This is a genomic window from Enterobacter sp. fkY84-1 (genome assembly GCF_052974705.1).
Genome location: NZ_CP169393.1, coordinates 1717132 through 1741428 on the forward strand (window position 1 = coordinate 1717132; position 24297 = coordinate 1741428).

At 41.6% G+C, this 24297-nt stretch carries 24 protein-coding genes; 17 read left to right on the forward strand and 7 right to left on the reverse strand.

From position 1 onward, the window contains the following. Nucleotides 1-2: 2 nt before the first annotated feature. The 11 genes from ACEPLT_RS08090 to ACEPLT_RS08140 are packed head-to-tail and all read left to right on the forward strand — an operon-like array spanning nucleotide 3 to nucleotide 13690. On the forward strand, nucleotides 3-1691 hold the full coding sequence (locus ACEPLT_RS08090; protein WP_447088350.1) for a hypothetical protein: 1689 nt from the start codon (nucleotides 3-5) through the stop codon (nucleotides 1689-1691). Next, complete coding sequence (locus tag ACEPLT_RS08095) at nucleotides 1691-4516, forward strand: hypothetical protein (protein WP_447088351.1); 2826 nt, start codon at nucleotides 1691-1693, stop codon at nucleotides 4514-4516. Before ACEPLT_RS08090 ends, ACEPLT_RS08095 begins: the two co-directional genes overlap by 1 nt. 57 nt (nucleotides 4517-4573) lie before the next feature. Then, a complete protein-coding gene (locus ACEPLT_RS08100; protein ID WP_447088352.1) occupies nucleotides 4574-5047 on the forward strand; it encodes a hypothetical protein in 474 nt (157 codons plus the stop codon). A gap of 39 nt (nucleotides 5048-5086) precedes the next feature. Further along, nucleotides 5087-5377, forward strand: a complete 291-nt coding sequence (locus ACEPLT_RS08105; protein ID WP_045143191.1) for a hypothetical protein — start codon at nucleotides 5087-5089, stop codon at nucleotides 5375-5377. A gap of 56 nt (nucleotides 5378-5433) precedes the next feature. Next, on the forward strand, nucleotides 5434-5742 hold the full coding sequence (locus ACEPLT_RS08110; protein ID WP_127348488.1) for a hypothetical protein: 309 nt from the start codon (nucleotides 5434-5436) through the stop codon (nucleotides 5740-5742). Then, complete coding sequence (locus ACEPLT_RS08115) at nucleotides 5732-8194, forward strand: hypothetical protein (RefSeq protein ID WP_447088353.1); 2463 nt, start codon at nucleotides 5732-5734, stop codon at nucleotides 8192-8194. The genes ACEPLT_RS08110 and ACEPLT_RS08115 overlap by 11 nt, the downstream gene beginning before the upstream one ends. Before the next feature lie 51 nt (nucleotides 8195-8245). Then, nucleotides 8246-8800: a hypothetical protein gene (locus tag ACEPLT_RS08120; protein ID WP_447088354.1), complete on the forward strand. Its 555-nt coding sequence runs from the start codon at nucleotides 8246-8248 to the stop codon at nucleotides 8798-8800. A 3-nt stretch (nucleotides 8801-8803) separates the two neighbouring features. After that, nucleotides 8804-9448, forward strand: a complete 645-nt coding sequence (locus ACEPLT_RS08125) for a DUF2163 domain-containing protein (protein WP_447088355.1) — start codon at nucleotides 8804-8806, stop codon at nucleotides 9446-9448. Further along, entirely contained in the window at nucleotides 9448-9843 is a 396-nt protein-coding gene (locus ACEPLT_RS08130) for a DUF6950 family protein (RefSeq protein ID WP_447088356.1), read from the forward strand. The genes ACEPLT_RS08125 and ACEPLT_RS08130 overlap by 1 nt, the downstream gene beginning before the upstream one ends. A gap of 2 nt (nucleotides 9844-9845) precedes the next feature. Beyond that, entirely contained in the window at nucleotides 9846-13376 is a 3531-nt protein-coding gene (locus tag ACEPLT_RS08135) for a phage tail tip fiber protein (RefSeq protein WP_447088357.1), read from the forward strand. A 35-nt stretch (nucleotides 13377-13411) separates the two neighbouring features. After that, nucleotides 13412-13690 carry a hypothetical protein gene (locus ACEPLT_RS08140; protein WP_028018548.1) on the forward strand — a complete coding sequence of 93 codons (279 nt, stop codon included), beginning with the start codon at nucleotides 13412-13414 and terminating at the stop codon, nucleotides 13688-13690. Nucleotides 13691-13702: 12 nt separating this feature from the next. On the opposite strand, the gene ACEPLT_RS08145 is transcribed toward ACEPLT_RS08140, so the two are convergent. Then, the gene (locus ACEPLT_RS08145) at nucleotides 13703-14149 is read right to left on the reverse strand and encodes a glycoside hydrolase family protein (protein ID WP_447088358.1); all 447 of its coding nucleotides are present in this window, start codon (nucleotides 14147-14149) and stop codon (nucleotides 13703-13705) included. Nucleotides 14150-14188: 39 nt separating this feature from the next. Here ACEPLT_RS08145 and ACEPLT_RS08150 point away from each other — a divergent pair, with 39 nt between their 5' ends. From ACEPLT_RS08150 to ACEPLT_RS08165, 4 genes are read left to right on the forward strand one after another with little or no spacing between them, the layout of a single operon-like run. Further along, on the forward strand, nucleotides 14189-14620 hold the full coding sequence (locus tag ACEPLT_RS08150) for a hypothetical protein (protein ID WP_447088359.1): 432 nt from the start codon (nucleotides 14189-14191) through the stop codon (nucleotides 14618-14620). Nucleotides 14621-14629: 9 nt separating this feature from the next. After that, the gene (locus ACEPLT_RS08155) at nucleotides 14630-15238 is read left to right on the forward strand and encodes a hypothetical protein (RefSeq protein ID WP_447088360.1); all 609 of its coding nucleotides are present in this window, start codon (nucleotides 14630-14632) and stop codon (nucleotides 15236-15238) included. Between the two features lies 1 nt (nucleotide 15239). Then, complete coding sequence (locus ACEPLT_RS08160) at nucleotides 15240-15563, forward strand: hypothetical protein (protein ID WP_135184850.1); 324 nt, start codon at nucleotides 15240-15242, stop codon at nucleotides 15561-15563. Nucleotides 15564-15566: 3 nt separating this feature from the next. Further along, nucleotides 15567-15869: a hypothetical protein gene (locus tag ACEPLT_RS08165; RefSeq protein WP_191185333.1), complete on the forward strand. Its 303-nt coding sequence runs from the start codon at nucleotides 15567-15569 to the stop codon at nucleotides 15867-15869. A gap of 52 nt (nucleotides 15870-15921) precedes the next feature. Here the strand turns inward: ACEPLT_RS08165 and ACEPLT_RS08170 are convergent, their stop codons facing one another. Both ACEPLT_RS08170 and ACEPLT_RS08175 read right to left on the reverse strand, forming a co-directional pair. After that, the gene (locus tag ACEPLT_RS08170) at nucleotides 15922-17211 is read right to left on the reverse strand and encodes a KAP family P-loop NTPase fold protein (protein WP_191185334.1); all 1290 of its coding nucleotides are present in this window, start codon (nucleotides 17209-17211) and stop codon (nucleotides 15922-15924) included. Between the two features lie 394 nt (nucleotides 17212-17605). After that, nucleotides 17606-18496 (reverse strand): DUF2806 domain-containing protein, encoded by an 891-nt coding sequence (locus tag ACEPLT_RS08175; protein WP_191185335.1) that lies wholly within the window; start codon nucleotides 18494-18496, stop codon nucleotides 17606-17608. Between the two features lie 47 nt (nucleotides 18497-18543). Between ACEPLT_RS08175 and ACEPLT_RS08180 the strand changes: the two genes are divergently transcribed. After that, complete coding sequence (locus ACEPLT_RS08180; RefSeq protein WP_447088361.1) at nucleotides 18544-19272, forward strand: methyltransferase; 729 nt, start codon at nucleotides 18544-18546, stop codon at nucleotides 19270-19272. Nucleotides 19273-19412: 140 nt separating this feature from the next. On the opposite strand, the gene mdtG is transcribed toward ACEPLT_RS08180, so the two are convergent. Both mdtG and ACEPLT_RS08190 read right to left on the reverse strand, forming a co-directional pair. Beyond that, nucleotides 19413-20630 carry a multidrug efflux MFS transporter MdtG gene (gene mdtG / locus ACEPLT_RS08185; RefSeq protein WP_447088362.1) on the reverse strand — a complete coding sequence of 406 codons (1218 nt, stop codon included), beginning with the start codon at nucleotides 20628-20630 and terminating at the stop codon, nucleotides 19413-19415. Nucleotides 20631-20772: 142 nt separating this feature from the next. Further along, nucleotides 20773-21699: a Kdo(2)-lipid IV(A) acyltransferase gene (locus ACEPLT_RS08190; RefSeq protein WP_008500832.1), complete on the reverse strand. Its 927-nt coding sequence runs from the start codon at nucleotides 21697-21699 to the stop codon at nucleotides 20773-20775. Between the two features lie 221 nt (nucleotides 21700-21920). Here ACEPLT_RS08190 and trhO point away from each other — a divergent pair, with 221 nt between their 5' ends. Beyond that, nucleotides 21921-22970, forward strand: a complete 1050-nt coding sequence (trhO, locus tag ACEPLT_RS08195) for an oxygen-dependent tRNA uridine(34) hydroxylase TrhO (RefSeq protein ID WP_021240778.1) — start codon at nucleotides 21921-21923, stop codon at nucleotides 22968-22970. Nucleotides 22971-23011: 41 nt separating this feature from the next. Here trhO and ACEPLT_RS08200 read toward each other — a convergent pair whose 3' ends face one another. Together ACEPLT_RS08200 and ACEPLT_RS08205 are read right to left on the reverse strand one after the other, a co-directional pair. Beyond that, nucleotides 23012-23590 (reverse strand): YceI family protein, encoded by a 579-nt coding sequence (locus ACEPLT_RS08200; protein ID WP_008500830.1) that lies wholly within the window; start codon nucleotides 23588-23590, stop codon nucleotides 23012-23014. A 1-nt stretch (nucleotide 23591) separates the two neighbouring features. Next, entirely contained in the window at nucleotides 23592-24158 is a 567-nt protein-coding gene (locus ACEPLT_RS08205) for a cytochrome b (RefSeq protein ID WP_023343748.1), read from the reverse strand. Nucleotides 24159-24297 lie beyond the last annotated feature (139 nt).

A 24297-nucleotide genomic window follows, 5' to 3' on the forward strand; every position in this document is an offset into this window, starting at 1 on the left:
TTATGGCTCAAACATTTTTAGGGAATTTAACTACGGTATGGATTAACACCGATACAACTAATGTTGATCCAAATGCCCGTACTTTTGTTCAAGTAGAAAACCTTTCGGCATTTCCAAGTTTTAGTGAATCAACAACTATTTCAACTGTAGAAACATATGATAGTACTTTCACCTCTAAAGTAGCGGGTGATAGTTCATATGGTGATATGACTATTGAAGTTAACTATGTTCCAGGTGAAAACACCGTACTTGATTCTGTTGTTGATTCTCAGCAATTAGTACAGGTTAAGGTTGAAATGCTTGATGAAGGTACTAACGATACATCGGTGAACTATGTGATGTACAACGGGTACTTATCCAGCGTATCAGATACGTCAGATATGGATCAGGTTGTTACCCGCTCATACGTTTTCTCACCAGAAACACAACTATCAGCAGGTATTCTTGATGAGTCCGTAGTACCGCTTAACCGTGGTGATTGGGGGGTAGGTTCGAACGGTAACGAGTTTCCAAGCTATCAAGGCCGTGACGGTAACTCATTCGTTAAGATCGCAGCAGCCAACGCACCAACAGGTGTTGATATGTTGGGTATCACTAACCTTGATGGTTCTAACGGTACTCAATTGGTAATGAGCAAAACCGGTACGCCAGTACTCAACTTTCGTAACTTCTCAACAGCAAGTAACGGGGCATGGTACAAGGTCTACACCAGTGCTGATAAACCAACGCTAACAGAACTTGGTGCGGCAGCCGCTACCGATCTCAGTAACTACGTACCAATCACACGTACTGTCAATGGTAAAGCACTTACAGCCAACATTACTTTGGTAGCAGCAGATATTTCTGATGTGTACTCAAAAACACAGACCGATAACAGCTATGTTCCTAAAGTGTTCCAGTTAAACGGACACGCACTAACAGGTACGGCGTTAAACTTGGTAGCAGCCGATATTTTAGATGTATATTCACAGACGCAGGTTAATACAAACTTTGTAGCAAAAGCTACTACAGTAAATGGATTAGCATTAACAGGTAATATTACTCTAACGGCAGCACAGTTAACGGATATGGCAAGCCTAAGTTATAGTAATAGTACTTTCGTTCCAAAGACGTTCCTAATCAATAACAAACCATTATCTGGTACTAACATTCAATTGGTAGCAGCAGATATTAGTGACGTATATTCCCGTACCCAGGCTAACGATCTCTTTGCACTACGTATTACTACTGTTAACGGTTATCCATTAAGTTCTAACGTGTCTCTGAACTATAATGATGTAGGTACTTACTCAAAATCACAGATTGATGTAAAGAATGCAGCACTACAGGCAAACATTGATACTAAGGTTACTATCACTCAAGATTTGTTAGTACTAAATACCGTAACAGACGCACTTAGTCTTGATATGTCAGATGGTAAAAGAGTGTTCTCTGCAACACTTACCTCTGCGAGTACTCAATTAAGCATTATCAATGCAAGCGGTAGTACTAAGAACAGTCAAACCATCACGGCATATCTGATGCAAGGCACAGGTGCTAATAAAATAGAATGGCCTTCGAATGTTAAATGGTCATACGGGCGTACTCCAGTATTAACCTTCACTAAAGATTCAGTTGATGTTTTTCAATTTAGTTCAGTAGATGGGGGGAGTACCTGGTACGGCTCATTACTAATGGCGGATCTTCATTAATGATTAGAAAAGGTAACATAAGTAATGCCCAACAAATGATTGAAGGGCATTGGAAATTTTTAGAACGTAATACGGGTTTAGTTAATGACAATAAAACAGATCACTATGTACTAAACCCTCAGAACGTCCTATGTAACAACAGGCATTTTATAGCGGAAACGGGCTGGGAAGCACAGCCGGACGGTGACGCAACCACAGAAGGACAATCCTTAGCAATTCTTGGTGCTATCTATGCGTATCAGGCAACCAAAGAACCATACTACCTACAACGTGCCAAAGATTTTTTTAATGCCTATCACCTGGCGTTCTTCCGTGGTGTGGCGTTTCCCGATCCACCTAATGGTTCACTACGCTGTAACTGGATTTGTAACGGCAAGGCTCCAGTACTGGCACATTACCCATTAGACCCAGAGTATCCAACTCACGGCGGGTTCAAGGGCGTATTGTTCACATGGACGAACGGACAAACACAGATACCTCATGGTTCACCTAACTACGGTGAATACCTCGATGCTGTATGGTTTGCTTTTCCCGAAAGAGCGGGGCTTGGTTGGAACCAGGTTAACGCTACCGTATATGCATGGTTAGATGATGAAGACTCTATCAATTGGGACGTTAAGGCACCTACCTTTGATGTCGCCTGGATAGTCGATAGAACCGGGCGAAAGGTTGATAGTAATGGGGATGTACTGGAAGAAGGACTAACAAGCCAGATAGGTACAGTGCAGCTCAAGGATACTTCCATCAACGGTAATTACCGCTTCAACTATGCAACACGTAACCCTGTAGAACACGGCGGTTATCTGATGGGGCGTAATGAACGTTGGCACAACAGGCCAGTACATGTACCACTTGATAACTATGGCTCTCTTGATTTCAGTGATAACGCATCAGATGCCGAATTGTGGTTCTGTCAGGCATGTAAATTACTATGGGATATTACAGGCGAACGTATCTATTACTTAGCATGGCAAAACTCATTAATTACATGTACTGGTTATTCTGATATTGACAAATATGATATGTTTTTCCGTAAAAGTACTATCGCATTAACGCCATTTACAGACGGTATCTCATATGATTATTTCTATCCAAGTGACCAAGTAGCATCATATTCACGTGATTCAAATGGCTATATAGTAATTAGTCAAAGTGCTTCAGCACAAACAACCCTTGAACAACAATCTATATGGTTCAAATTTAATAATGGTTCAACTTTCCATGTTGAATATAGTGGTGTTGATACTACTGGAAAACCATTAAGCCTTGCTGTAGCAATGACAGTTAATAAAACTAAAACAGAAGATGGTGCTATAAGATACCGTTGCGGTTTACCCATTACCAATACTGATAATAGTATTATTTCAATGGATATACCGATGAATCATTTTACACGTATTGCTAAACCAGACGGTGGACAGTACTTAACAGCAGATATGCGTATGATTTCCGATTATGGGGATAACACAGTAACTACCTTACAATATGTATCTGGTATCGCTGGAACGTACTATGACAACGTGATCTCTACTACTATGGATTCTGACGGTAGTTCTACAGTTGGTTTCTGGATCTTTGATGATGAAACACAGGATTTAAACAGCTTCACATACAGAACATATGCTGATGATTTTAATATCCGTATCGTTGATGATCTTGGTTGGCGTTGGTGGGCTATGCTACCAGCAAGCAACGGGGCATGGGTAACACAAACGTTTAATGTACTGGATTTTAAATTGAGTTCTTATCAACCGGATCATGAAGAAGGTGATGAACAGCCAGGACAACCAACATTAACAGGACGTACAGAGTTTACACTATTACTTGATACCGATCCGGTTGATGGTGTCTCAGGTCGTATTGATTGGTATTGTGTTAACGATTTACCAGCACTCTATGATGATGGCGGTACGGGTGACTATTCAGTACTGCTAAGTCTTACGTTTAATGACAGTACCGGAAACGGGTATACAGCCCGCTTAGGCGATAGTGTGATCAAGCAGTACATGCTTGATAGTCTCGCATACACACCAGGCTTGATACCCTTCAGTAACATCACAGATCCGTATGCTCAGTTGTATTCTGGCTGGCGTGGACTTCCATACCCAGGGTATCAATTACCGGCTATATGGTGCTTTCAGGGTACTGCAATTGATGAAACCAGATTGAATAACAGTATGAGGTTCTTATGTGATGCTCAGAACTGGTTTACGAATAAGTTTCATCCGACTGTACCAGGCCCATGTGCACAGGCGTTTGTGTGGAACCGTCAGGACGCATTAGCGTACTTACCTGATGGTGAACAACCCGACGTATTCATCATGCAGCACTGGTATGAAGAGGCATGGTCTGGTTATGAACCTCGTGCGTTCTTTGCAGGTTGTGATGTAGTACATGAACTGTATCAACGTGGTGATTACACCATTCCACAGAACATACTTACGTACTGTAAGAACTGGATGAACTACTTAAAGTGGTTCATGAAAAATAACGATGGCCATGCACCAACACGATTTAAAGATAATGGGGAAGTTATCTATGATGGCTTTACAGGTCATATGTCAGGGCTATGGCTTGCAGGTGCATCAATGATGGCGATTGCAGGTTATCCAGATCATGAATTACTTGATTTACTCTTTGCTGAGATACAACAAAACTACAATGTAATTAGTGCTAATCACGTGATGAATGGAGCATGGTCGCCAGCCATTAGAAGTGGCACACCAACAACAAGCCAAAACAATTCAATGTACTTTGGTTTCTATACTGGTGAATTACTAAGAGGTTTAGCTTTATATATGAAGTACTACAACCTACATACATAAATAATATATGAAAGGGATAGCAAGGATCGTTATCCCTAAATTTAAAGGAATAATAAAATGGCTTTTAATTCTATTTTCATTGGTAATAATGTCAAAGTTGAAATTGCAGAAGCTCCAGCTAATGGCGGTCAGGCAACTATTTTTACCGTTGTTGAAGAAGTTGGTGCGTTCCCCGCAGCAGCAGGTGCAGAATCTAATGTTGTTAGCGTAAACACTTTCGGTCAACAGTACGCTAAGAAATTACTTGGTTCTCGTAGTGTTCCAGATTTAACACTGACTGTTAACTGGAAACCAGGTTCAACAGGTCAGGAACTACTTGCATCAGCAGCAGCTTCACAAAAATTAATGCAAGTTAAAGTAACCTATTTCCAAAACATCGCAGATCAAGACGGTCCTGCCTATTACAGTATTGTAAATGGTTACGTGAGTTCAGATGTAGTGAACGGTGATTTTGATGGTGTAGTTACTCGTGATTTCGTTGTATCTGTAACTGGTGCTCCAATCGCAGTTGGTGAAGTAACTGGTGCTTAATTACTAAATACTACAAACCAACTAAAAGGATAAAACAAAATGGATTTTTCTAATCTAATGAATACTATTGGTGTGAAACTAACACAAGTAGAACTAACACCAGAATGTACTGTGTATATCAAACTACCTTCCATTACCCAACATACAGAATGTACCGATCCATATAAGGCAATTTTCTATTGTGTAGTTGATGAGGACGGTAAACAGATTTTTGATTCACCTGAACAAGTTGAAGCAAAAGTAGATCTTACTGTACAACTAAAATTGAATGCTGAAATTGGAAACGTTTTCGCTAAATCCTTTAATGTTGAGGATGTAGAGGGAAAGTAAGACGCGATCCGACTCTCAAACTATCACTATCTTTATTGTATAAACACGGGTGTAGTGTGGATGAACTCTGCACTATGCCCGTTTTGCTTTTCTACTACCTATTAGTTTTTAAAGAAATCGTTGATCCTGAATCCTCACAGATAGAGCAAATCAGGCATACCGAACTACTACAGGCAATTTGGTTAAGTACTGGCAACATCAAGAAAGAAGATATACCTAAATTTAATATCTATGAACTCGACTCACTGAATATTATTTCAAATAAAACCTTAGCTGAACAACATGCAGAGAGGGAGAAGAAGATCGCAGAACAACAAAAAGCAAACATGCTTAATTGGATGGGAGTAAAGCCTAATGGCAAATAACAATAGACAATCAATGATCTTTGAAATCAATGGTGATGAATCAGGATTACAAAGATCACTAAAAAATGCAGCCAATGATATAGGTAACTTTGGTGATCAGGCGGGTGGAGTATTTGGTGGTATCAATACTGGCCTATCTACTACCTCTAAAGCTATGTCTGGTTTCGCTGGTGCTGTAGGGGTCGCAGGTATCGCTATTGCTGCAACTATGGCAAAAGTACAAGAACAATCAGAAAAGGCTTTTGAAGTATTTCAGGCAGCTTCACTATCACAGTCTGGTATATTGCAGATTCAACAGGCCGCTAATATGTTCGCCGCCGTTGGCCTTACTATGGATAACGTAGCGGACCAAATTAAGGATAGTAAGGATAAATTGGGCGATGCGATCACGAATAACGCAGGCAGTACCTTGACCGACGTGCTTCAACCGTTAAAGTTGAATATGTTCGAGTTACAGAAAGCAGCAGATAGCGGTGAGGATATTATTGCTAAGATTTACTATCAGGCTAAACAAATGGGATTCAGTCAATCCCAGATAGTAAACATGATGGAAACAGTTGCAAACGACGCGTCAAAACGCATGACAATATACCGAGAGTTTAATAGCGAACAAGAGTACCAAAACAGTCTTGCTAATGAATCTATTCAACTAACCGCAGAACAATCACGACAATTTGAAGAATACAGGGCGGCAACTAATAACTTATCCAAAGCATGGGATACCTGGAAGAACTCAACGCTTGCACCTATCGCACAGAACCTTGCTGAAATTCTCGACTTAATGACGAAAATTATTAATAGTAAACCAGTTAATGCAGCGGCAGCAGCAGTTAGTAAAGAAGGTATTCAGGCTACTCAACAATACCAACAACAGTTTCAACAGCAGATACTAAAAAATTCTTCAATTTATGGTACTCAGATAGTAGCAGATCAGCAAAAGCAACAGGAGGAAAATAATAAAACCTTTGCAAACTTATTAGCAAATCTTGATGCGGCACATAACCTACTTGATAAACAGAAAGAAGAATATAATAAAGGCTCAGATAGAAGTGTTATTGATACTGCTCTAAAACCTTATCTTTCAGCAAAACAAAAAACACAGGCACAGATTGATACCCTTGATGCAACTCATGCACAATTACGAGCAACTATTAAAGATTCTTTAGTACGTGCTTATAAGGGTGATCAAGCGGCAATGAATGCCGATCTCGCTAAACTTGATGAAGGGTATAAAGCTAACCGTGAGAAGTTAGTGAAAAGCCTAACAGCCGATGAAGATAAAGCACGTGAAGATAAAGCTAAGAAAGATGAAGCAGCAGCCAAGAAAGCACAAGCCGCACAAGACAAACTTAATGAACAAACGAAAAGAGCAAAGGCACTATTAGAACAGACGCTATCACAAATCGGTACTAATGAAGCTCAAATACGTATTACTCGTTTTAACTATGAACAAGACCAGATTGAAAAGCGTATACGTGAAGCAGGTAAATTAGCAGGAAGTACTGAATCTGAAATTACAGATATGTTATCCAAGCAATATGAAAGCCGTAAAACCAAGTACAAAGACATGGTTGATCAGATGCTTTCTGAAACTAACAGACTCAAACAGGCACAGAACATTGCAGCCATTGCTAACGATCCTAATGCAACAGCAGATGCTAAGGCACGAGCAGCGGAAGCGGGTACTACCTGGATGAATGACACGGTTAGTCAGGGCTTAGGGTACAAGAACCCATTAGACTTTTCGCCAGATCCGGTACAGAACCAGAACATCAACACCGAAGAACAAGAGAACAAAGATGGGGCTAAGGCTCTATATGATGCCAAAGTACTTGGTTTCCAGGAGTACCAGGATCAGCTAACAGCGATTCAGGCCAACGCCGATATGAAACGTGGCCGATTAACCGCAGACGCACTAACCAGTACTTTAGGGATGTGGCAAACGGGAGCAGGTAACGTAGCGGATATCATGGCTGGTGTATTCGGTGAATCATCAGCAGCGGCTAAGGCAGCATTTGCCGTAAGTAAAGGTATTGCCATTGCTCAGGCAGTGATCAACATCCAGCAGGGTATATCCGAAGCTATCAAACTTGGTTGGCCTATGGGGATCGCAGCAGGTGTACAAGTAGCAGCTCAGGGTGCTTCCATTGTCCGTACTATCAAAGGTACCGCTATCCAGGGGCAAGCCCATGATGGTTGGGATTCACTACCAAGTACTGGTACATACAATCTTGAAAAAGGGGAACGGGTAGTAGGTAAATCATTAAATCAGGATTTAACAAAATACTTGAGTAATCAGGATGGTAGTAAATCAGGTGATATTAAGATTGATGCACCGTTAATTATTAATAGTAATGGTCAAATTTCTGATTCAGATTTCCAAAAGATGTGTGATAAACACGCTGATACTATCGTCCAGGCAACACGTAAATCTCAGAAGAATAACGTATAAATATCTTATAGCCCACATGGATTGTGGGCTAACTATTAAAGGAATAATAATATGTTAAATAACACACTTATTAGTGATTTCATGTTGACGGATAATATACCGCAATACCAAAACCAAACATGGACAGGTGAAACTATTACACGTGTTGTTGGTTCGCAGTACTTTACCCTTAGCTTCAAAGTTACCTTGAACAAGATGAACCGTGCTGAACTCGCTAACTTCTACGCTTTATATGGTCAGGGCAAACCGTTCTCTATGCCTCTTGGATGGTGGAGTACATACAACGGTACTCAAACATCACAAGTACAGGCAACAGCAGCAAGGACGGCGGGGGCAACATCCATTGCCGTTAATGCTAATACACTTGAAGTTGGTACGTTAGTTCAATTCAACGGACACAAGAAACTATACCGAATCATAGCCAACACTGGCAACGTGATTACTATTTTCCCTGGATTAATCAAAAACATCCAACTTGGGGAAGTAATGAAATATGACAATATTCAAGGTTCATTTATTCTTACACCACAGAACGCAGCATACCAAATGCCAAGTACAAACATTATGGAAGTGACAATAAATGCAACCGAAAACATCAGAGGTTAATTTATGTCAATTCCAAGTAATGTACTAACTAATGCGGATCTTGTCGCGTACTGGAACCTTACACGAGGCGATAACAAAACCGTACTAACAGAAAAAGAACTATATCAATGTGGTGTTATGGTAAAGCTAATAGATGTACTTCCACCTACCGGAAGTAACATATATCTAACTGATGCCATTGCCGATCAAAACTATAATGGGATTAACTATAAGTCTGTACCTGATTTCCTTGATTCATCATTTGCTAACTATGTAGAAAAGAACCAAATCAACAATAACGGTACTTCTTTGAAAGTAAGTAATGTAAGCCAGGATTATCTATCTATGGCATTACGCGGATTGTGGAATGATGCCAAAGTTAATATCTGGATGGGGATTGTTAATCCGGCTACAGGTAGCATTCTTTATGCCTATCGTATGTTTAGTGGTTATATCGATTACTTTAGTTCAGACTTCAACAACACAGCAGGTAATACCACTAATGAAACAACAGTGAATCTAAATTCATTGTGGAAGAAGTTAGACCAAACACAACGCCTGTTATCCAGTACATCAGTACACCAATCACTACACACTGGTGATAAGTTCTTTGACCTAATCGGAATACTAAATAGTTCAGAACAATTCTGGAAGAGTAGTAAAAAATAATGAAAAACGGATTTATAACAGAGTACCTAAGTGGTTTAGTTGGTGAACCGTTAGTGTACGGTACTAATGATTGTCATATCATGGTGCTAACAGTAATTGATATGATCACTGGCAGTAATTACCGTGATGAAATCTATCAGAAATACACAACACCAACAGCAGGTAGAAAATATGCTAAAGAAAACTGTAGCTATTCTACCTTACTTCTATTGTGTAAAGACAAAGGCCAATTAGTAACAGATCCACTTGATGGGGATATAGTTATTTCATCAGGTCACAGTACAGTTTATTGGCGTGGGAAAGTCATTATTTTATCAGAGGATAAAACAAATTATATCGTATCTCAATATATCCCAAATGAGAAAGACAAAATATATAGATTCAAAGGGGAATAACTATGGCAATAGCAGCAGTAGCCGTAGCTATTATCGCAGGAGCCAGTGCGGCTGCGGCAGCAGTAGCGGCAGGGTTAGCTTTAGCAGCAGTAATAGCAATTGGCGTAGGTACCGCAGCACTATCTTATATTAGTTCATCACAGATGATGAATGTAGGCCAAATGGGGGTAACGTACCCAAGTACAGGAAGCAATAACGCCCGAAGCACATCGCCAAGTACTGGGGTTCCGATAAGTTTCGGCGGTTCTAACCGCAACGCAACAGAGGTAGCCTATAACAAGTTAGGCTCTATCGTCGTATGGCAGAACGTCTATAAAGGTACTTCAAACCAGTTATGTACGGTTCACGCGATCAGTATCGGTGAAATCGGGCAAGTACCAGGGGAACAATCACAAGGCGTAATCAAGCAGATCTATTTTGATAATGCTCCGGTACTCATGGATGGTGCGTACATCACCACAGAAGGGATCGTACCTACCTCAATGATGATTGAGAAGTACCGCAAATACTTACAGATTGAGGTACGTTTCGGTAAGCCGTCCTACGGTGGTTCTATGACGCTTGCCCGTCAATATGGCGGTAGTCAATGGACTGACAACATGCGTGGTGATGGTCTTGTACAGATCTGTACCGTAATCAAGAAAACCAACGATTCATTGATTGATGGGATTCTAACGAACCAGAACTATACATTATCAGTAGAAATGCGTGGACGTATGATCTATGACTTAACTGATAATGTACGTAAACCAAGTTCAAACCCACCAAGTCAACTATATGACTTTATCACTAATACAGAGTTTGGATTCGGCCTTGATCCTAATGATATTGATATTACCAGTTTCCGCAATATGGCAAACTATTGTGCTCAGAATCATTTCTATTCCAATGGTAATATTCAATATGATAAATCCTTTAAGGAAAACATTGAAAATATTCTACAAACATTTGGTGGTGTACTTTATGAATCAAATGGTAAGTACTATCTAACCGTTGATGCTCCAGATATTCCAAGTGTACATTTTGATGAAACAAATATTATTGGCAGTGTGAATATCACAACGGGTTCTAAGTCTGACTATTTTAATACAATGGACAGTACCTATACAAACCCAGGTAATGATTATTCGCAAGATATTATCCGTTATCCAAGTGATGCCATTAGTAACGCATCCATTGCTAAAGATGGTTATATAATCAAGAAGGATTTAAACTATCTTTGGGTACAGGATAAGAATCAGCTTTCTATTCTTAGTAACATTGAATTACTAAAATCTAAGTACATTACGAACACAATTACTTTCAATACCTATGTAACAGATATGAAAGTATATGATGTTTTTACAATTGATTTTAAAGAAGCAGGATTTAGTAATAACAAGTACAGATGTATTCAACGTACTGTACCAATGACCGTAGATAAAGCAGGCATTATCCAGATCACCGCGATTTCATATGATGATGGTATATATCAAGGAAAAGATCCGGGACAATTCCCACAAGATGGATTGACCAATCTACCTAACCCAACATACGTAGAATCGCCAAGTAACCTACAGGCTCAACGTTTAGGGGCAACGGCATCAGGTAACACCGTTCTATTAACATGGGATCTTAGTCAGGATACAACTGTACGTGGTTATAAGATTCGTTATAAACGCAGTGATTCCAGTGTTTGGATCAGCATTGGTAACGTAGGGCAGTACTCTACGAGTTTTGAGATACTAAATCTTCTATATGGTGTTCAGTACGATTTTGCTATTGAGGCGTATAACACGTTAGGTTATTCATCGGAATTAGTAGCTATCTATAATCAAACACCACAAGTTATATTCGCATTACCGAAGATTACTAACCTTGATATGGTGAATGATGATGTGGGTTTAAACCAGACTTATGCTCAAGATTTTATTTTACGTTGGGATGATCAGGCTAACATAGCCGTAAATGGTAAAACATTTGCTGATTTCTTCAAACATTATGAAATTCGTGTGTATGACCGATACAGGAACTACATCACATCGTACTACACCACTACAAGCAACTGGACGTACTCATATTCAATGAATACCAGTGATGGCCTTAGCCGTTACCGTGTATTTGGGATCATCGCTCATGGTTGGGGCACTGGTATCTATAGTGAAGAAGTTCAGATTGAAGTTAGTAACCCACAACACCCACAGTTGTTAGGTATCAATTTGAAGAGTGGTTATGATTCCGTGTTCATTGACTGGACTGAATCAAACGTACCGGATTATGCGGGAATCGTTCTACAAATCGCACTTGATGAGGGGTTTAGCTCAGGGTCGAAGTACTTTAGCAGTGCTAACCGCTATTCAGCATCGTTTGGAATTGAAGATGGTTCATGGTTCGCACGCGTAGCAGCCCAAGACATGTTTGGGGCTGATGAACTTGTTTGGTCGCCTACTATCGGTTTTAACCAGAACACGAAAGTACCTTACAGTAAGCTCAATGACGATGTGATCGATGGACTACTTAACAGTGATAAAGCTACAGGCATTGTAGAGAAACAGATCGTAGATGAACTTGGTTCACGCTGGCAGCTACAGGTATCGAACAACGGTAACGTAACGGGTATTGCTCTTGCAGCAGATGAAAAAACATCTGTGTTTACCGTAATGGCAGATCGCTTTAGCGTGATCAGTACTGATAGTGCTAAGCAAAGTGATAAGGTTTATCCACTTGTTGTTCAAAATGGGAAAGTTTTTCTTAACTCAGCAGTAATAGCCGATGCGAGTATCAATACAGCCCAAATTAACAACTTAGCAGTTACTACTGCCAAGATTCAAAACGCAGCGATTGATAATACAAAAATTGCCAATGCCGCTATTCGTAATGCACATATCATGAATGGTGAAATTGACTCAGCGAAGATCAGCCAGCAGATACAATCCAGTAATTGGGATGGTACGAACGGGTGGATGATTAATAAGAACGGTACGGCCAATTTTGGTAACGTAACTGTACGTGGGAATATCCAGGCAACTTCTGGAGTACTCAATAACGTTACTATCAATGAAAACTGTAACATTCTTGGTACTTTAAGTGCCGCACGTATCGTAGGGGATATTTGCCGTCCACAATCAACGGGTATCAACCCTGTACCGTTTATCTTTGGTTCACGTACTGTTTCAGGTGGTCAGGCCGCATTAGATCCAGTAGCTAACCAACACTATGTAGCGTTGCGTATTCGTGGTGAAGATTTCCCACGTTACTTTGATAGTGATTTATCAATTAGCTTGACCTCATATGAACGTCAATACTTCTATATTCGTATGGGTGGTGATGGAATTGGTTTAACTAACTTGTTCTATTATGATGCTGGTAACGGCGGTAGTTCTACATCGTTCAGATTAAATTCTATATATGTACCGCCTGTTGGTCGTGGAAATTGGAACTATATCTATGTGATGTGTACAACTTCACGTAGTGGAATTGCTTCACTTAATGTTCCTGCTAACTGGTCTTCATTCTTATATCGTGCTGGTGATCAACCTTTATATAATGCGTAATAAATACTAATACCAAATAATACGTAGGAACATAAATGGACATCTTAACAATTGGTTCATTGATTGTTTCAGCTTTAGTATTGTGCTGGACTGTTTATAGGGATTTTACATCTGACTCAGACGAATTAGATGCACGTATTTCTACCGTTGAAACGAAAGTTGCTTTGATGGATCAGTCTCTAACGTCGCTTGAGCAGGAACAAGATCAAATGAAGAAGACATTAAAAAACTTAGAAGATAGTGTACATATGCTTGATATTAAAATTGAGCGTGTAATTACAATGCTTGAAACGCTAAAAAACAAAAGGGGCTAAATAGCCCCATTTTTATTTGTTGGTGAGTTCTGCAATCATCTGATCTACTCGTGATTTGGTTTGTTTGTACCAGAGTGAATCCTTTGCCTGTACAATCGCTTCCTTATAGTTTTTATCACGTAAGGCTTGAATCATCTTTCTGAACTTTAAAGTACCTGACAGGCCAAGTTGAAAGACCATAACGGTCATGAAGTCCTGCCAATCAGAAGGCAAATCTAATCCTAATGAGCGAACAGCAGACTTAGCAGTACTGATATCTTCTTCTAACATCCGTTCGGCTTGTTCTGGTGTGATACCGATTGGATATGATTCACCAGGTTTTAGTAGTCGACCGTACCCAATAGTTGGATAACCAAGACTATCTTTATATGTCCAAAATTTACCATTCTTAAAATAACCAACTTTAGTTTGATAGGCAATTGATCCCTCATAGCTAATTAGCCTGTTTTTTAAATCCATTAAATAAATACCTTATAACAATTATCATAGGGTATTTATATGAAGCAATGGAATTACAATGATGATTGGAGTGAGGAAGAATTAACAAACGGTAGTTATGTAGGATTCGTGTACTTGTTCCAGCTTGAAGAAAGTACCTTTTATATAGGTAGTAAACAGATGTATAAGAGAGTTAAGGACGTTAAGAAACTAAAAGCTAATTCAGTTGAAAATGGATGGCGTGAGTACAGTTCAAGTTCAAAGATAGTTAATCAAAAGATAGAAGATGGCTTAGATTATACTCGTACCATTTTGTGGGCTTTTCCATCAATGAAAGAAACACTATTTGTAGAAACAGCACTTATCATTAATCAGGGATTGAAAACGGGAAATATTAATCTTTCCGTTATGCATAAGGCACGTTTGCCAAGTGGAAAGGATGCAGTACGTATACGTGGAATCCTTCAATCATTATATGAATTACTAAATTAAGGATGATTTATGGCATGGCGTAGAGGCAATAGCCCAAATGATATGAGGCGTTTTATAAACAACAACAGCCCAGCGATAGGGCAAGAGTTCAAAAAAGAACTAAGTAACCGTATGCGTATAGTTACCCAACATATGCAACGTAAAGTAGATAATGATGTAGCAGGTGGTGGTGTACCGTTTACTGGTAAGAGTTTGTACTTTAATTTTAAAAAGATTAGTGACTACAAGACCGTAAACCAGATCATAGTACTACCTAACCAAACCTCATACTTGAAGTACATTCTTGATCCTGCCTACAGACACGTTAATGAAGGTAAAATTATTCCGTATAAGAACGCTAAGTTAACGAAGCAGGGGAACATTACACAGCTACGTTCAAGAACTCAGACTGATAAATACAAAAAGGTAAAGAGCAAGAGCGGCACTACGTACTTGATCGATACTACCAAGAAATCCTCTAAACGTAATCCTAAACTGGCACGTGAAAAGAGAGTTATTGGATACTATGGTTCCGTAGGCAGAAAACCATTATTTGATTTCTACGATGAAACCGAGAAAAAAGTAATAGAACAATTAAGAACATTACGCGGTACGTTTGATTACCGTTGGAGGAATTAAGATGGATAACTTAGAAAATTTCCCATGTTATGATCATTCTGTACTAACAGATTTTTCTTTTCAGACAATCCAACCAGTAAGTGTAACAATACCATATGATAAAGCACTATCTGGTAGTAAGCTCATAAAAAAGAAAGTAGATAAAACAAAAGGTGATTTAGTCGTATATAGCTTTCATCATCATACAAAACCTAACGTAAGTGATGGTGATGTACTAATGGTTGAGTTGCTAAAAGATAAAATAGACGTTCAGGTACTGCTATCTTATAACCACATCTACAAAGGTCATCGCGTATTTTCTTGTGTATGTCAAATACAAGGATAACATATGTTAAGTATTATTATGGATCTTATCAAATCAGGGATTGGTCTTATTACTAAGAACAAAACCGAAGTTGAGAAATCTAAAGACGAACTTAAAACAGAAAAAACGAATGAAGCACAGGAAACAAACCGTGAAGAGATCAAAGCTGGTAGAGGCTGGAGATCATTTTTAGGTTATGCGTGTACTTTCATTCTTGTGTATAACTATATCTTATTACCTATCTTAGATTACTTTGGTATTGTTTTATTTTCTTTCCCATTATCTGACATTATCAGAATCATCATTTTGTTACTTAGTGGGAACTAAAACTAAAGCCCCGATTGGGGCTTTTAATGTGAAAATCATATTCCTCATATGATTAAAATTCAAAATTGTCAAGCATTTGACAGAAATAGTCTATAACTTTTAGCTGTCTCGTTTCTCTGAAAAAATATAGATAATCCTCTCTGTATGCTGCTTTAAATTCGTCATGAGTCATAAATTCGGTGTTAAGTGCACAGTGTAGATGAAATTCATCATCTTCGCTTGATTCTTTTTTAAGGTTCAATTCAATTCTGAGTTGCTCTTTAGTTAATGCTCCTGAAAGATGTTTTTTTATCAAGCTTTCATTTTTGACTTTTAAAAAAGATACAATCGCAGCACCTACTTCGTATTCCCATCTATACCCATTATCCATTTTGGTATTGAGTATTAATAATATTGAGTAACATCTTTCTGCATCTCTTAATGATAAATTATTAACTCTCAATAAATAAGATAGATTGGTAAGTGACGTTCTAAGGTTGATTTGTCTCTTTAATATTTTGTTATTGACATAGTTTATGTATTTCTCAAGTGAGTAAGCCTGCATTTGCTTATTATCGGCTTTAGGTAAGGTTAGCCATAAATGCACAAATTTATTTAAGTATATGTTGGCGTCAATATCACCATAGTTTTGTTTTATGACACTCTGAAACTGTTCTTTGTCAACGGACAGTATAAAGAAAATATTCTCTGTGTTAAAGACATGTTTTATCCTTTCAAGTAGTTCGAGACAATAATTAGGTCGGGCTCTGTCAAGTTCATCTATAATGAAAATGAGTTTTTTGTCATAAGCTATTTCGTTTAATGTACTTCTAAGATGTTCAATTGTTTCTGTCTCTCGCTCTAATTGCGTTACTTTTTCCTCAATGAATTTTTGTAAAGGATCATTTAGTCCATCTTTAATATCATCTCCAATCCCTTCAAATTCTGTGCCTTTAACTGCACCTAATGTTAATGCACTTATGCCTATCTTTAGTGTGGTTTTCATTAATATAGATGCTACACGCTTAGTAATATCAAGATACTTACTTTGTAATTTGGGGTCATCAATAATCGAATAAATATGTGATGATATTGCGATGAATGGATCAGATTGGAAATCATTTTTAAAAGCATCAAAGTAAATCACATTGAATTTTTGTTCTTTTTGTATTTTACTTTCCCACATTTTTAGGAAAGTAGTTTTGCCATTGCCCCACTTATCATTAATGGCAATCACTAAGTTCTCGTCTTCACTTATTTCTATTAGTTTTTCTAAATTGGCTGCAAATTGCTCTCTATTGAATAAGTCATTTTCTTGTGTGAAACCTTCACTACAGTCAATTGCTGGTACGGTTAATCGCATTGAATTCCCCTTACATTTTCATTTTGCATTAAGGCCTTAGGATATCTTAGAGTAATAATAAACTATGTTGACCGTAAATATGAAATTTAATTTTATATCTGTTAAATATCTCACGAATATTTAAAGAGACTGAAAGAAATTAACCTAATTAGGCCACGTCGGAGTAAAGCATTAGTAAAGTTATTCACTACTCAATAGACCGTTTCTATGATGTTACCTATTGCAGTCCGCTTTTTGGGTATCTTTTTCTCAAAGCCACTAACAGCCTCAAAATATTAATACAAGATGATTTAAATTGTGACTTTCATTAGGTCAACTAATGCAAGTGCGATTGATTATGGTTGGCGGATAATAAAAGTCTCGTGTGAGACTTTTAAATAATTAAAATTACAATTTAATCGTTGTTAAATTGTAAGGGAGTAAAAATTTCGTTTTCTTCCATAAATTCTCTAAGGGCAGAGTAAAAATAGTTATCATCTGGCTTGGAACCGGAAATTCGGATAAGCTCTCGTCCTATATTAGTTAATAGCACCATGCCAATGTCAACACTATTTTGCTTTATAGGCATAAAAGTATTCTTCCTCTTTGTGCCAATTTTCATCATAATTGTTTTATCATAGTAAGTAAAATATCCATATTCCTTTTCAAATTGCACAGAGTAATTCATTGTTCCTAAGGTAATTACTCCTATTGACTCTAAATGCCTCAAGGAATCATAGTCCAAGCCAAGTTTTTGTATGGCTTCCTCTTCATAGCTAAAGACTATAGGCAGTGGTGAGTTGTGCTGATTCCAGACAGTTGAACCTAAATTTGTGATCAACTCAGCGTCTCTTTTATCCAGAGTTGATAAGAAATTTAAAGTTCTTTTTGAGAAGCTACCACTTTTTTGTGCCTCGCCTGTTAAAACTCTCGACCAAAGACCTTGCATCATATCATCACTGATATCTTCACACTGATTAAAAAAATGATTAATCCAGTCTTCATCTAAGAGTTCAATATCATTGTTTTCCTGTGAGTCGATTTCTTTAGCTGCTTTTATTGTTATGCTATCAATATTATGTTGCTTTCTGGCCTGGGAATTAATGGTTCGCCTTAAAGCTCGTTCTTCTAATTCAGTAAGCTCTATTGAAGTTTGGAACTCAATTTTCTTTACTTCTGACTGTGCTTTAGCGATCTTTTTCATTTTGGTTGGTTCATAAAGAACACCAATGGCATCACTGATTTTTTCAACAAGCTTCGTTGCAGGTTCAGATAGTCCAGAGAAATCAACATTAATTAGACTCATATTAATTCTTCCTAAATACCCGTACAACAACTGTACAAGGGTATTTTATGGCAAGAATTACAAAAAAGGAATCAGCATTATACATTCAGGTTATGGATCTTATCCACTCTGATAAGCAACTCACACAAGACAATAAAGAGTTTATCTTCAACAACTACAAAGGTGATGGGATAGGAGCTACTGGTGCTTTCTTCACACCTGAAATGCTCGCATGGGATTTCATACTTGATGCTGGCTGTACTGGTCAGTGTATTGAACTATGTGCGGGTATCGGTCGCCTCAGTTACTACCAGTACTTAAGAAATAACCCAACACACATTACCTGTGTTGAACTCAATCCAGAGTACGTAATGATCGGGAAGAGGGTACTACCTGAAGCTGAATGGATTATTGGTGACGCTCTACAGTACTCACCAGACCGTTACTATGACGTTGCCTATGGTAATCCACCATTTGGGAAGCTCAACACATCAGAAGCATACATAGGCCGTTATAAGGGTAGTGAGTTTGAATACAAGGTGATTGAACATGCAAGCACCTTATCCTCATATGGGGTATGGATAGTACCTCAGGGTTCAGCAGGGTTTAAGTACTCTGGACATAGGTACTATGACGCTTCAGTACAAACTGCTAAGTATCTGAAGTTCGTGGATGATACGGGGTACACGTTTCAACCTGGGGTGGGGATTGATACCAGTATCTACAGGGATGAATGGAACGGTACGAAGGTAATCTGTGAGAGCGTTTTAGTCGATTATAACGGCACTAATTTATGATGTATTTTACTTTACGCTGCTTCCAGCGTGGCGTACATGGTCATTGGTGTCTCCCTGTTTTCCAGAAGGTTTCAGGGAAAGAATAGCTGAATATCCGATTCTGCAAGTATGAATGCGAAAATAAGCTTCGGGCGTTCGTCTTATTCCGCCACTGGCCGTAGCGCGCGGGATAAACTGAACCACGAATAAATTGCATTAAACAGTACCACGCCCGCCGTCACGATAAAGACGGCGCGAAAACCGAAGCTGGCGGAGATGCTCGCCCCGAGAAGCGGTCCGGTGACGTTACCGATGTCGCGAAATGACTGGTTATAGCTGAAGATCCGCCCGGCAATCTGGTTCGTGGAGTTGTAAACCAGCAGGGTCTGTACGGCGGGCAGCAAGGCCCCGTCTGCGGCACCAAGCAAAAAGCGAAGTAAGCCCAGCTGCCACGGAGAGTGCACCATCGACATGGGGATCAGCAGCAGGACGGAGATCACCAGCGCACAGATCAGGATTTTTTCCGGACCGACACGGTCCCCCAGTTTTCCCAGCCTCGGCGCGCTAAGCAGCGCCGCCACCCCGGGCACGGACGCAATCAGCCCGCTGATAAACGCGATATTGCTGACGTTCCCCGCCAGATCGCGAACGTACAGCGTGAGGATAGGGGCAATCGATCCGGTTGCGACCTGAATAATCAGGGTCGTCACGAACAGGCTCAGCACCAGTCTGGGATTTTTAAGCGAGGTCAGCACCTCCCTGGCGTGTAGCATCTCTTTCTTCGCAACGGGCGTGAAGTTTTCCCGAATACAGAGCAGGGTGACAACAAAGCACAGGAACAGCACGCAGGCGGTGATAAAGAACACCGGACGCAGGCCATAGCTATCGGCCATGAGTCCGCCGGCCAGTGGCCCCAGCAGGGCACCGCTTACGCCGCCGGTTGAGAGCGTGCCCAGCGCCCAGCCGCTCTTATAGCGAGGAATTTGCGTGGCAATCAGGGCATTGGCATTGGGAATAAATCCTCCCAGCAAACCCAGCAACGCGCGCAAAATCAGGAACTGCCAGACGTTCTGCGCCACGCCCATCAGCGCCATGATAATGGCCATCCCCAGCGCCGAGCGCAGCAGCATGATTTTACGCCCCTTGCGGTCGGCAAGGCCGCCCCAGAAGGGCGAGGCTATCGCGGAGAACAGGAACGTGATGCTGAATACCAGGCCGGACCACATATTGAGCGCGCTATGGCCCGTCACGCCCAGCTGTTCAACATAGAGCGGCAGAAAAGGCATGACCAGGCTAAACGCCGCGCCGGTGAGAAAACAGCCAAGCCACGCAACCGTGAGGTTACGCTTCCAGTTTATGGGGGCATCTGAAGGTGACATAACAATCCGCATAATGAGGTGCTGAGCACCTGAGGCAAGAAGTAATAAGCCTGCTAATTATGCGCCTGGGTTATGATTGCCGCAATGAGGGGAGCTTTTAAAGCTAAAACAGGATGCGACCCTGAGGATCGCATCCTGAAAATCAATAGCGGGACGGCGTGCCTTTTGGCCGCGTTTTAAAGCGGCGGTGCAACCACATGTACTGCTCGGGTGCGAGCATGATGCATTTCTCTACGATACCGTTCATCCAGCGCGCGGTGGTTTCTGCATCGTCAAGCGGCGGCGCGAGTTCCGGTTCCAGCATCATCAACTCGTAGCCCGAACCGTCAGGCTTGCGGCGGGGAACAAAGGGTACGATGGCGGCTTTGGACATGCGCGCCAGCATCCAGGTACCGGTGGTTGTGGCGGCCTCTTCAACGGCGAAGAAGGGGACAAAAACGCTGGCCTGTGGGCCATAGTCGTGGTCGGGGGCATACCAGACCACTTCGCCGGATTTCAGCGCACGGATCATTCCCTTCAGATCTTTACGGTCGATCATGCTTTTGTTGGAACGCATGCGGCCGTTGGTCTGGATTAAATCGATGACCGGGTTATCGTTAGGGCGATAAACGCCAATGCCGGGCGCCTGCATGCCGAACATACGCGCCCCGATTTCCAGCGTCAGAAAATGGACGCCGATCAGCAGAACGCCCGTCTGGTTGGCCTGAAGCGTATGTACAGGATCCATGCCGGTTCCCGTTACCTCGCTCCAGCGGGCCATGCGTTTGTCCGGCCAGAACCACGCCATGCCGGTTTCCATAAGGCCCATCCCAACGGATTCGAAGTTCTTCGCGACCATATTGTGACGCTCTGAGTCGCTCATCTGCGGAAAACACAGCTCAAGGTTGCGGTACGCGATTCTGGCGCGACGCTTCATAAACAGTTGTGCGAAACGGCCCAGAAATTTACCCAACCGAAAAATAACAGGGTAGGGAAGCTGTACCAGAAGCCATAAAAAGCCGATGCCAAGCCAGGTCAACCAATAGCGGGGATGCAAAAGGGCGGCAGTAAATTTTGGTAACTGGGTCATGTCTTTCCTGTGTTCAAACGTCCTGTTTCGCTAGTGTCTCATTTTTTGAGGCGTAGCCAAAATATCTGCTTTCGAAGCGTGCACGAATACAGCAATTGTTAATCCTGATTAATCAGGGTGTGTGAAATGTAGCGTAAATTGTGTGGATGTAAATTGGTTTTGTTTGCTATATGATGCCGACCGATTTTTCATTCTCTCTAACGACTCCAGGACTGTACACCATGCCAGTGTTACACAACCGCGTTTCGAACGAGATGTTAAAAGCGCGTATGTTGGCTGAAACCGAACCGCGCACAACCATCTCATTCTATAAATACTTCACGATCGACGATCCGCAGGCGACCCGAGATGCGCTTTATCAGGCGTTCACGGCGCTGAACGTCTTCGGTCGCGTCTACCTTGCCCGTGAAGGCATCAACGCGCAGATTAGCGTACCGGAAAGCAAAGTCAGCGCCTTCCGCGACGTACTTTATCACTTTGATCCGGCCCTTAACGGCTTACGCCTGAACATTGCCCTGGATGATGACGGGAAATCCTTCTGGGTGCTGCGCATGAAGGTGCGTGAACGCATCGTGGCGGACGGTATCGACGATCCGGAGTTTAACCCGGCGGACGTCGGTGAATATCTGAAGGCGGCCGAAGTGAATGCGATGCTGGACGATCCGGATGCCGTGTTCATCGATATGCGTAACCACTATGAGTATGAAGTGGGGCATTTCGAGAATGCGATGGAGATTCCTGCTGATACCTTCCGCGAGCAGTTGCCGAAAGCGGTTGAGATGATGCAGGAGCATAAAGATAAAAAGATCGTTATGTACTGCACCGGCGGTATCCGCTGTGAGAAAGCCAGCGCGTGGATGAAGCACAACGGCTTCAATAAAGTCTGGCACATTGAAGGCGGCATTATTGAGTACGCTCGCCGCGCCCGTGAACAGGGGCTGCCGGTACGCTTTATCGGGAAAAACTTTGTCTTTGACGAGCGTATGGGTGAACGTATTTCGGATGACGTCATCGCCCAGTGCCACCAGTGCGGCGCGCCGTGCGATACCCACACCAACTGCAAAAACGACGGTTGTCATCTGCTGTTCATTCAGTGCCCGGCCTGTGCTGAGAAGTTTAACGGTTGCTGTAGCGAGCTGTGCAGTGAAGAGAGCATCCTGCCGGAAGAAGAGCAGCGTCGCCGTCGCGCAGGACGTGAAAACGGCAACAAGATTTTCAATAAATCTCGCGGTCGTCTGAATACCAAACTGGGTATCCCTGACCCGGAATGATAATAACGCCCGGCACGGCAAAAGCCTGCCGGGCGACGTTATTATGATTTCTGCTGTACACCTTCAACGGAAATAATCAGCTCCACGTCCTGAGACGCCGGGCCTAAATCCGTTGTGATGTTAAAATCTTTCAGGTGAATTTTCCCTGCCGCTTCGAAGCCTGCGCGTTTACCGCCCCACGGATCGTCACCCTGGCCCAGTAATTTCGCATCAAGCGTGACCGGTTTGGTTACGCCGTTAAGCGTCAGGTTGCCGGTAATATTCAGCTTATCACCCTCTTTCTTCACCTCAGTAGAAGTGAAGGTCGCCTGCGGGAATTTCGCGACGTTGAGGAATTCCCCACTGCGCAGGTGTTTATCGCGCTCTGCGTGGTTCGTGTCGACGCTGTTCGTATTAATGGTCACATTGACTTTATCGGCTGCGGGATTTTTTTCGTCAAAGGTGAATGTGCCGTCAAAATCCTTAAAGGTGCCGTACAGCCAGCTATATCCCAGGTGCTGAATACGGAAATTGACGAAAGCGTGCTGGCCCTCTTTATCTATTTTATAATCCGCCGCCACGGCGGAGCCGGCGGTGAATAACAGAGAACCCAGTGCGATACCCAGCAGGTGTTTTTTCATTTTATGCTCCAGAGTCAACTGACGAGCGGCCAAGCATGCGCTTTAGCGTATCGTCTTTATCAATAAAATGGTGTTTGAGGGCGGCAAGCCCGTGCAGCACGGACAGAATCACCACGCTCCAGGCGAGCCAGAGGTGAACAACCCCCGCCGTGTCGGCCTGAGCGCCGGCATCGCTAAGGGTTGCCGGAACCTCGAACAGGCCAAAAACGTTAATCGGCTTACCGTCAGCCGTCGAAATGAGATAGCCGCTAATCAGGATGGCAAACAGCAGCGCATAAAGGGCAATATGCGCGGCGACTGCGCTGACGCGGGTAAATTTGCTGTGAGTCTTTTGCGCGGCGGGCGGTGGGGAAATGTGCCGCCAGATCACGCGGAAAACCAGACCCAGCATCAGCAGGACACCAATGCTTTTATGCAATTCCGGCGCCTGGTGATACCAGCCATCGTAATAGCTGAGCGTGACCATCCAGAGACCAAGTCCAAACATACCGTAGACGGCAAGAGCAAATATCCAGTGCAAACCTATGGATATTATTCCGTAGCGCCGGGAGGAGTTACGCCATTGCATCAGAATGTCCATTTTCAAATTAACCGAAGGGTAAAAATGAACGGGAAGGCGGGATATTGCAACTGAAATAATTGGCTATTGATTTTTATTTTATTTATTTCAGCAATTTTGAAAAGGATCGCTAGCGCTAATTCAATCT

What these genes read in the sequence shown, in the direction of transcription:
- ACEPLT_RS08090 (WP_447088350.1), top strand. Translation starts at nt 3, where the DNA reads ATGGCTCAAACATTTTTAGGGAATTTAACTACGGTATGGATTAACACC.
- ACEPLT_RS08095 (WP_447088351.1), top strand. Translation starts at nt 1,691, where the DNA reads ATGATTAGAAAAGGTAACATAAGTAATGCCCAACAAATGATTGAAGGG.
- ACEPLT_RS08100 (WP_447088352.1), top strand. Translation starts at nt 4,574, where the DNA reads ATGGCTTTTAATTCTATTTTCATTGGTAATAATGTCAAAGTTGAAATT.
- ACEPLT_RS08105 (WP_045143191.1), top strand. Translation starts at nt 5,087, where the DNA reads ATGGATTTTTCTAATCTAATGAATACTATTGGTGTGAAACTAACACAA.
- ACEPLT_RS08115 (WP_447088353.1), top strand. Translation starts at nt 5,732, where the DNA reads ATGGCAAATAACAATAGACAATCAATGATCTTTGAAATCAATGGTGAT.
- ACEPLT_RS08120 (WP_447088354.1), top strand. Translation starts at nt 8,246, where the DNA reads ATGTTAAATAACACACTTATTAGTGATTTCATGTTGACGGATAATATA.
- ACEPLT_RS08125 (WP_447088355.1), top strand. Translation starts at nt 8,804, where the DNA reads ATGTCAATTCCAAGTAATGTACTAACTAATGCGGATCTTGTCGCGTAC.
- ACEPLT_RS08130 (WP_447088356.1), top strand. Translation starts at nt 9,448, where the DNA reads ATGAAAAACGGATTTATAACAGAGTACCTAAGTGGTTTAGTTGGTGAA.
- ACEPLT_RS08135 (WP_447088357.1), top strand. Translation starts at nt 9,846, where the DNA reads ATGGCAATAGCAGCAGTAGCCGTAGCTATTATCGCAGGAGCCAGTGCG.
- ACEPLT_RS08140 (WP_028018548.1), top strand. Translation starts at nt 13,412, where the DNA reads ATGGACATCTTAACAATTGGTTCATTGATTGTTTCAGCTTTAGTATTG.
- ACEPLT_RS08145 (WP_447088358.1), bottom strand. Translation starts at nt 14,149, where the DNA reads ATGGATTTAAAAAACAGGCTAATTAGCTATGAGGGATCAATTGCCTAT.
- ACEPLT_RS08150 (WP_447088359.1), top strand. Translation starts at nt 14,189, where the DNA reads ATGAAGCAATGGAATTACAATGATGATTGGAGTGAGGAAGAATTAACA.
- ACEPLT_RS08155 (WP_447088360.1), top strand. Translation starts at nt 14,630, where the DNA reads ATGGCATGGCGTAGAGGCAATAGCCCAAATGATATGAGGCGTTTTATA.
- ACEPLT_RS08160 (WP_135184850.1), top strand. Translation starts at nt 15,240, where the DNA reads ATGGATAACTTAGAAAATTTCCCATGTTATGATCATTCTGTACTAACA.
- ACEPLT_RS08165 (WP_191185333.1), top strand. Translation starts at nt 15,567, where the DNA reads ATGTTAAGTATTATTATGGATCTTATCAAATCAGGGATTGGTCTTATT.
- ACEPLT_RS08170 (WP_191185334.1), bottom strand. Translation starts at nt 17,211, where the DNA reads ATGCGATTAACCGTACCAGCAATTGACTGTAGTGAAGGTTTCACACAA.
- ACEPLT_RS08175 (WP_191185335.1), bottom strand. Translation starts at nt 18,496, where the DNA reads ATGAGTCTAATTAATGTTGATTTCTCTGGACTATCTGAACCTGCAACG.
- ACEPLT_RS08180 (WP_447088361.1), top strand. Translation starts at nt 18,544, where the DNA reads ATGGCAAGAATTACAAAAAAGGAATCAGCATTATACATTCAGGTTATG.
- mdtG (WP_447088362.1), bottom strand. Translation starts at nt 20,630, where the DNA reads ATGTCACCTTCAGATGCCCCCATAAACTGGAAGCGTAACCTCACGGTT.
- ACEPLT_RS08190 (WP_008500832.1), bottom strand. Translation starts at nt 21,699, where the DNA reads ATGACCCAGTTACCAAAATTTACTGCCGCCCTTTTGCATCCCCGCTAT.
- trhO (WP_021240778.1), top strand. Translation starts at nt 21,921, where the DNA reads ATGCCAGTGTTACACAACCGCGTTTCGAACGAGATGTTAAAAGCGCGT.
- ACEPLT_RS08200 (WP_008500830.1), bottom strand. Translation starts at nt 23,590, where the DNA reads ATGAAAAAACACCTGCTGGGTATCGCACTGGGTTCTCTGTTATTCACC.
- ACEPLT_RS08205 (WP_023343748.1), bottom strand. Translation starts at nt 24,158, where the DNA reads ATGCAATGGCGTAACTCCTCCCGGCGCTACGGAATAATATCCATAGGT.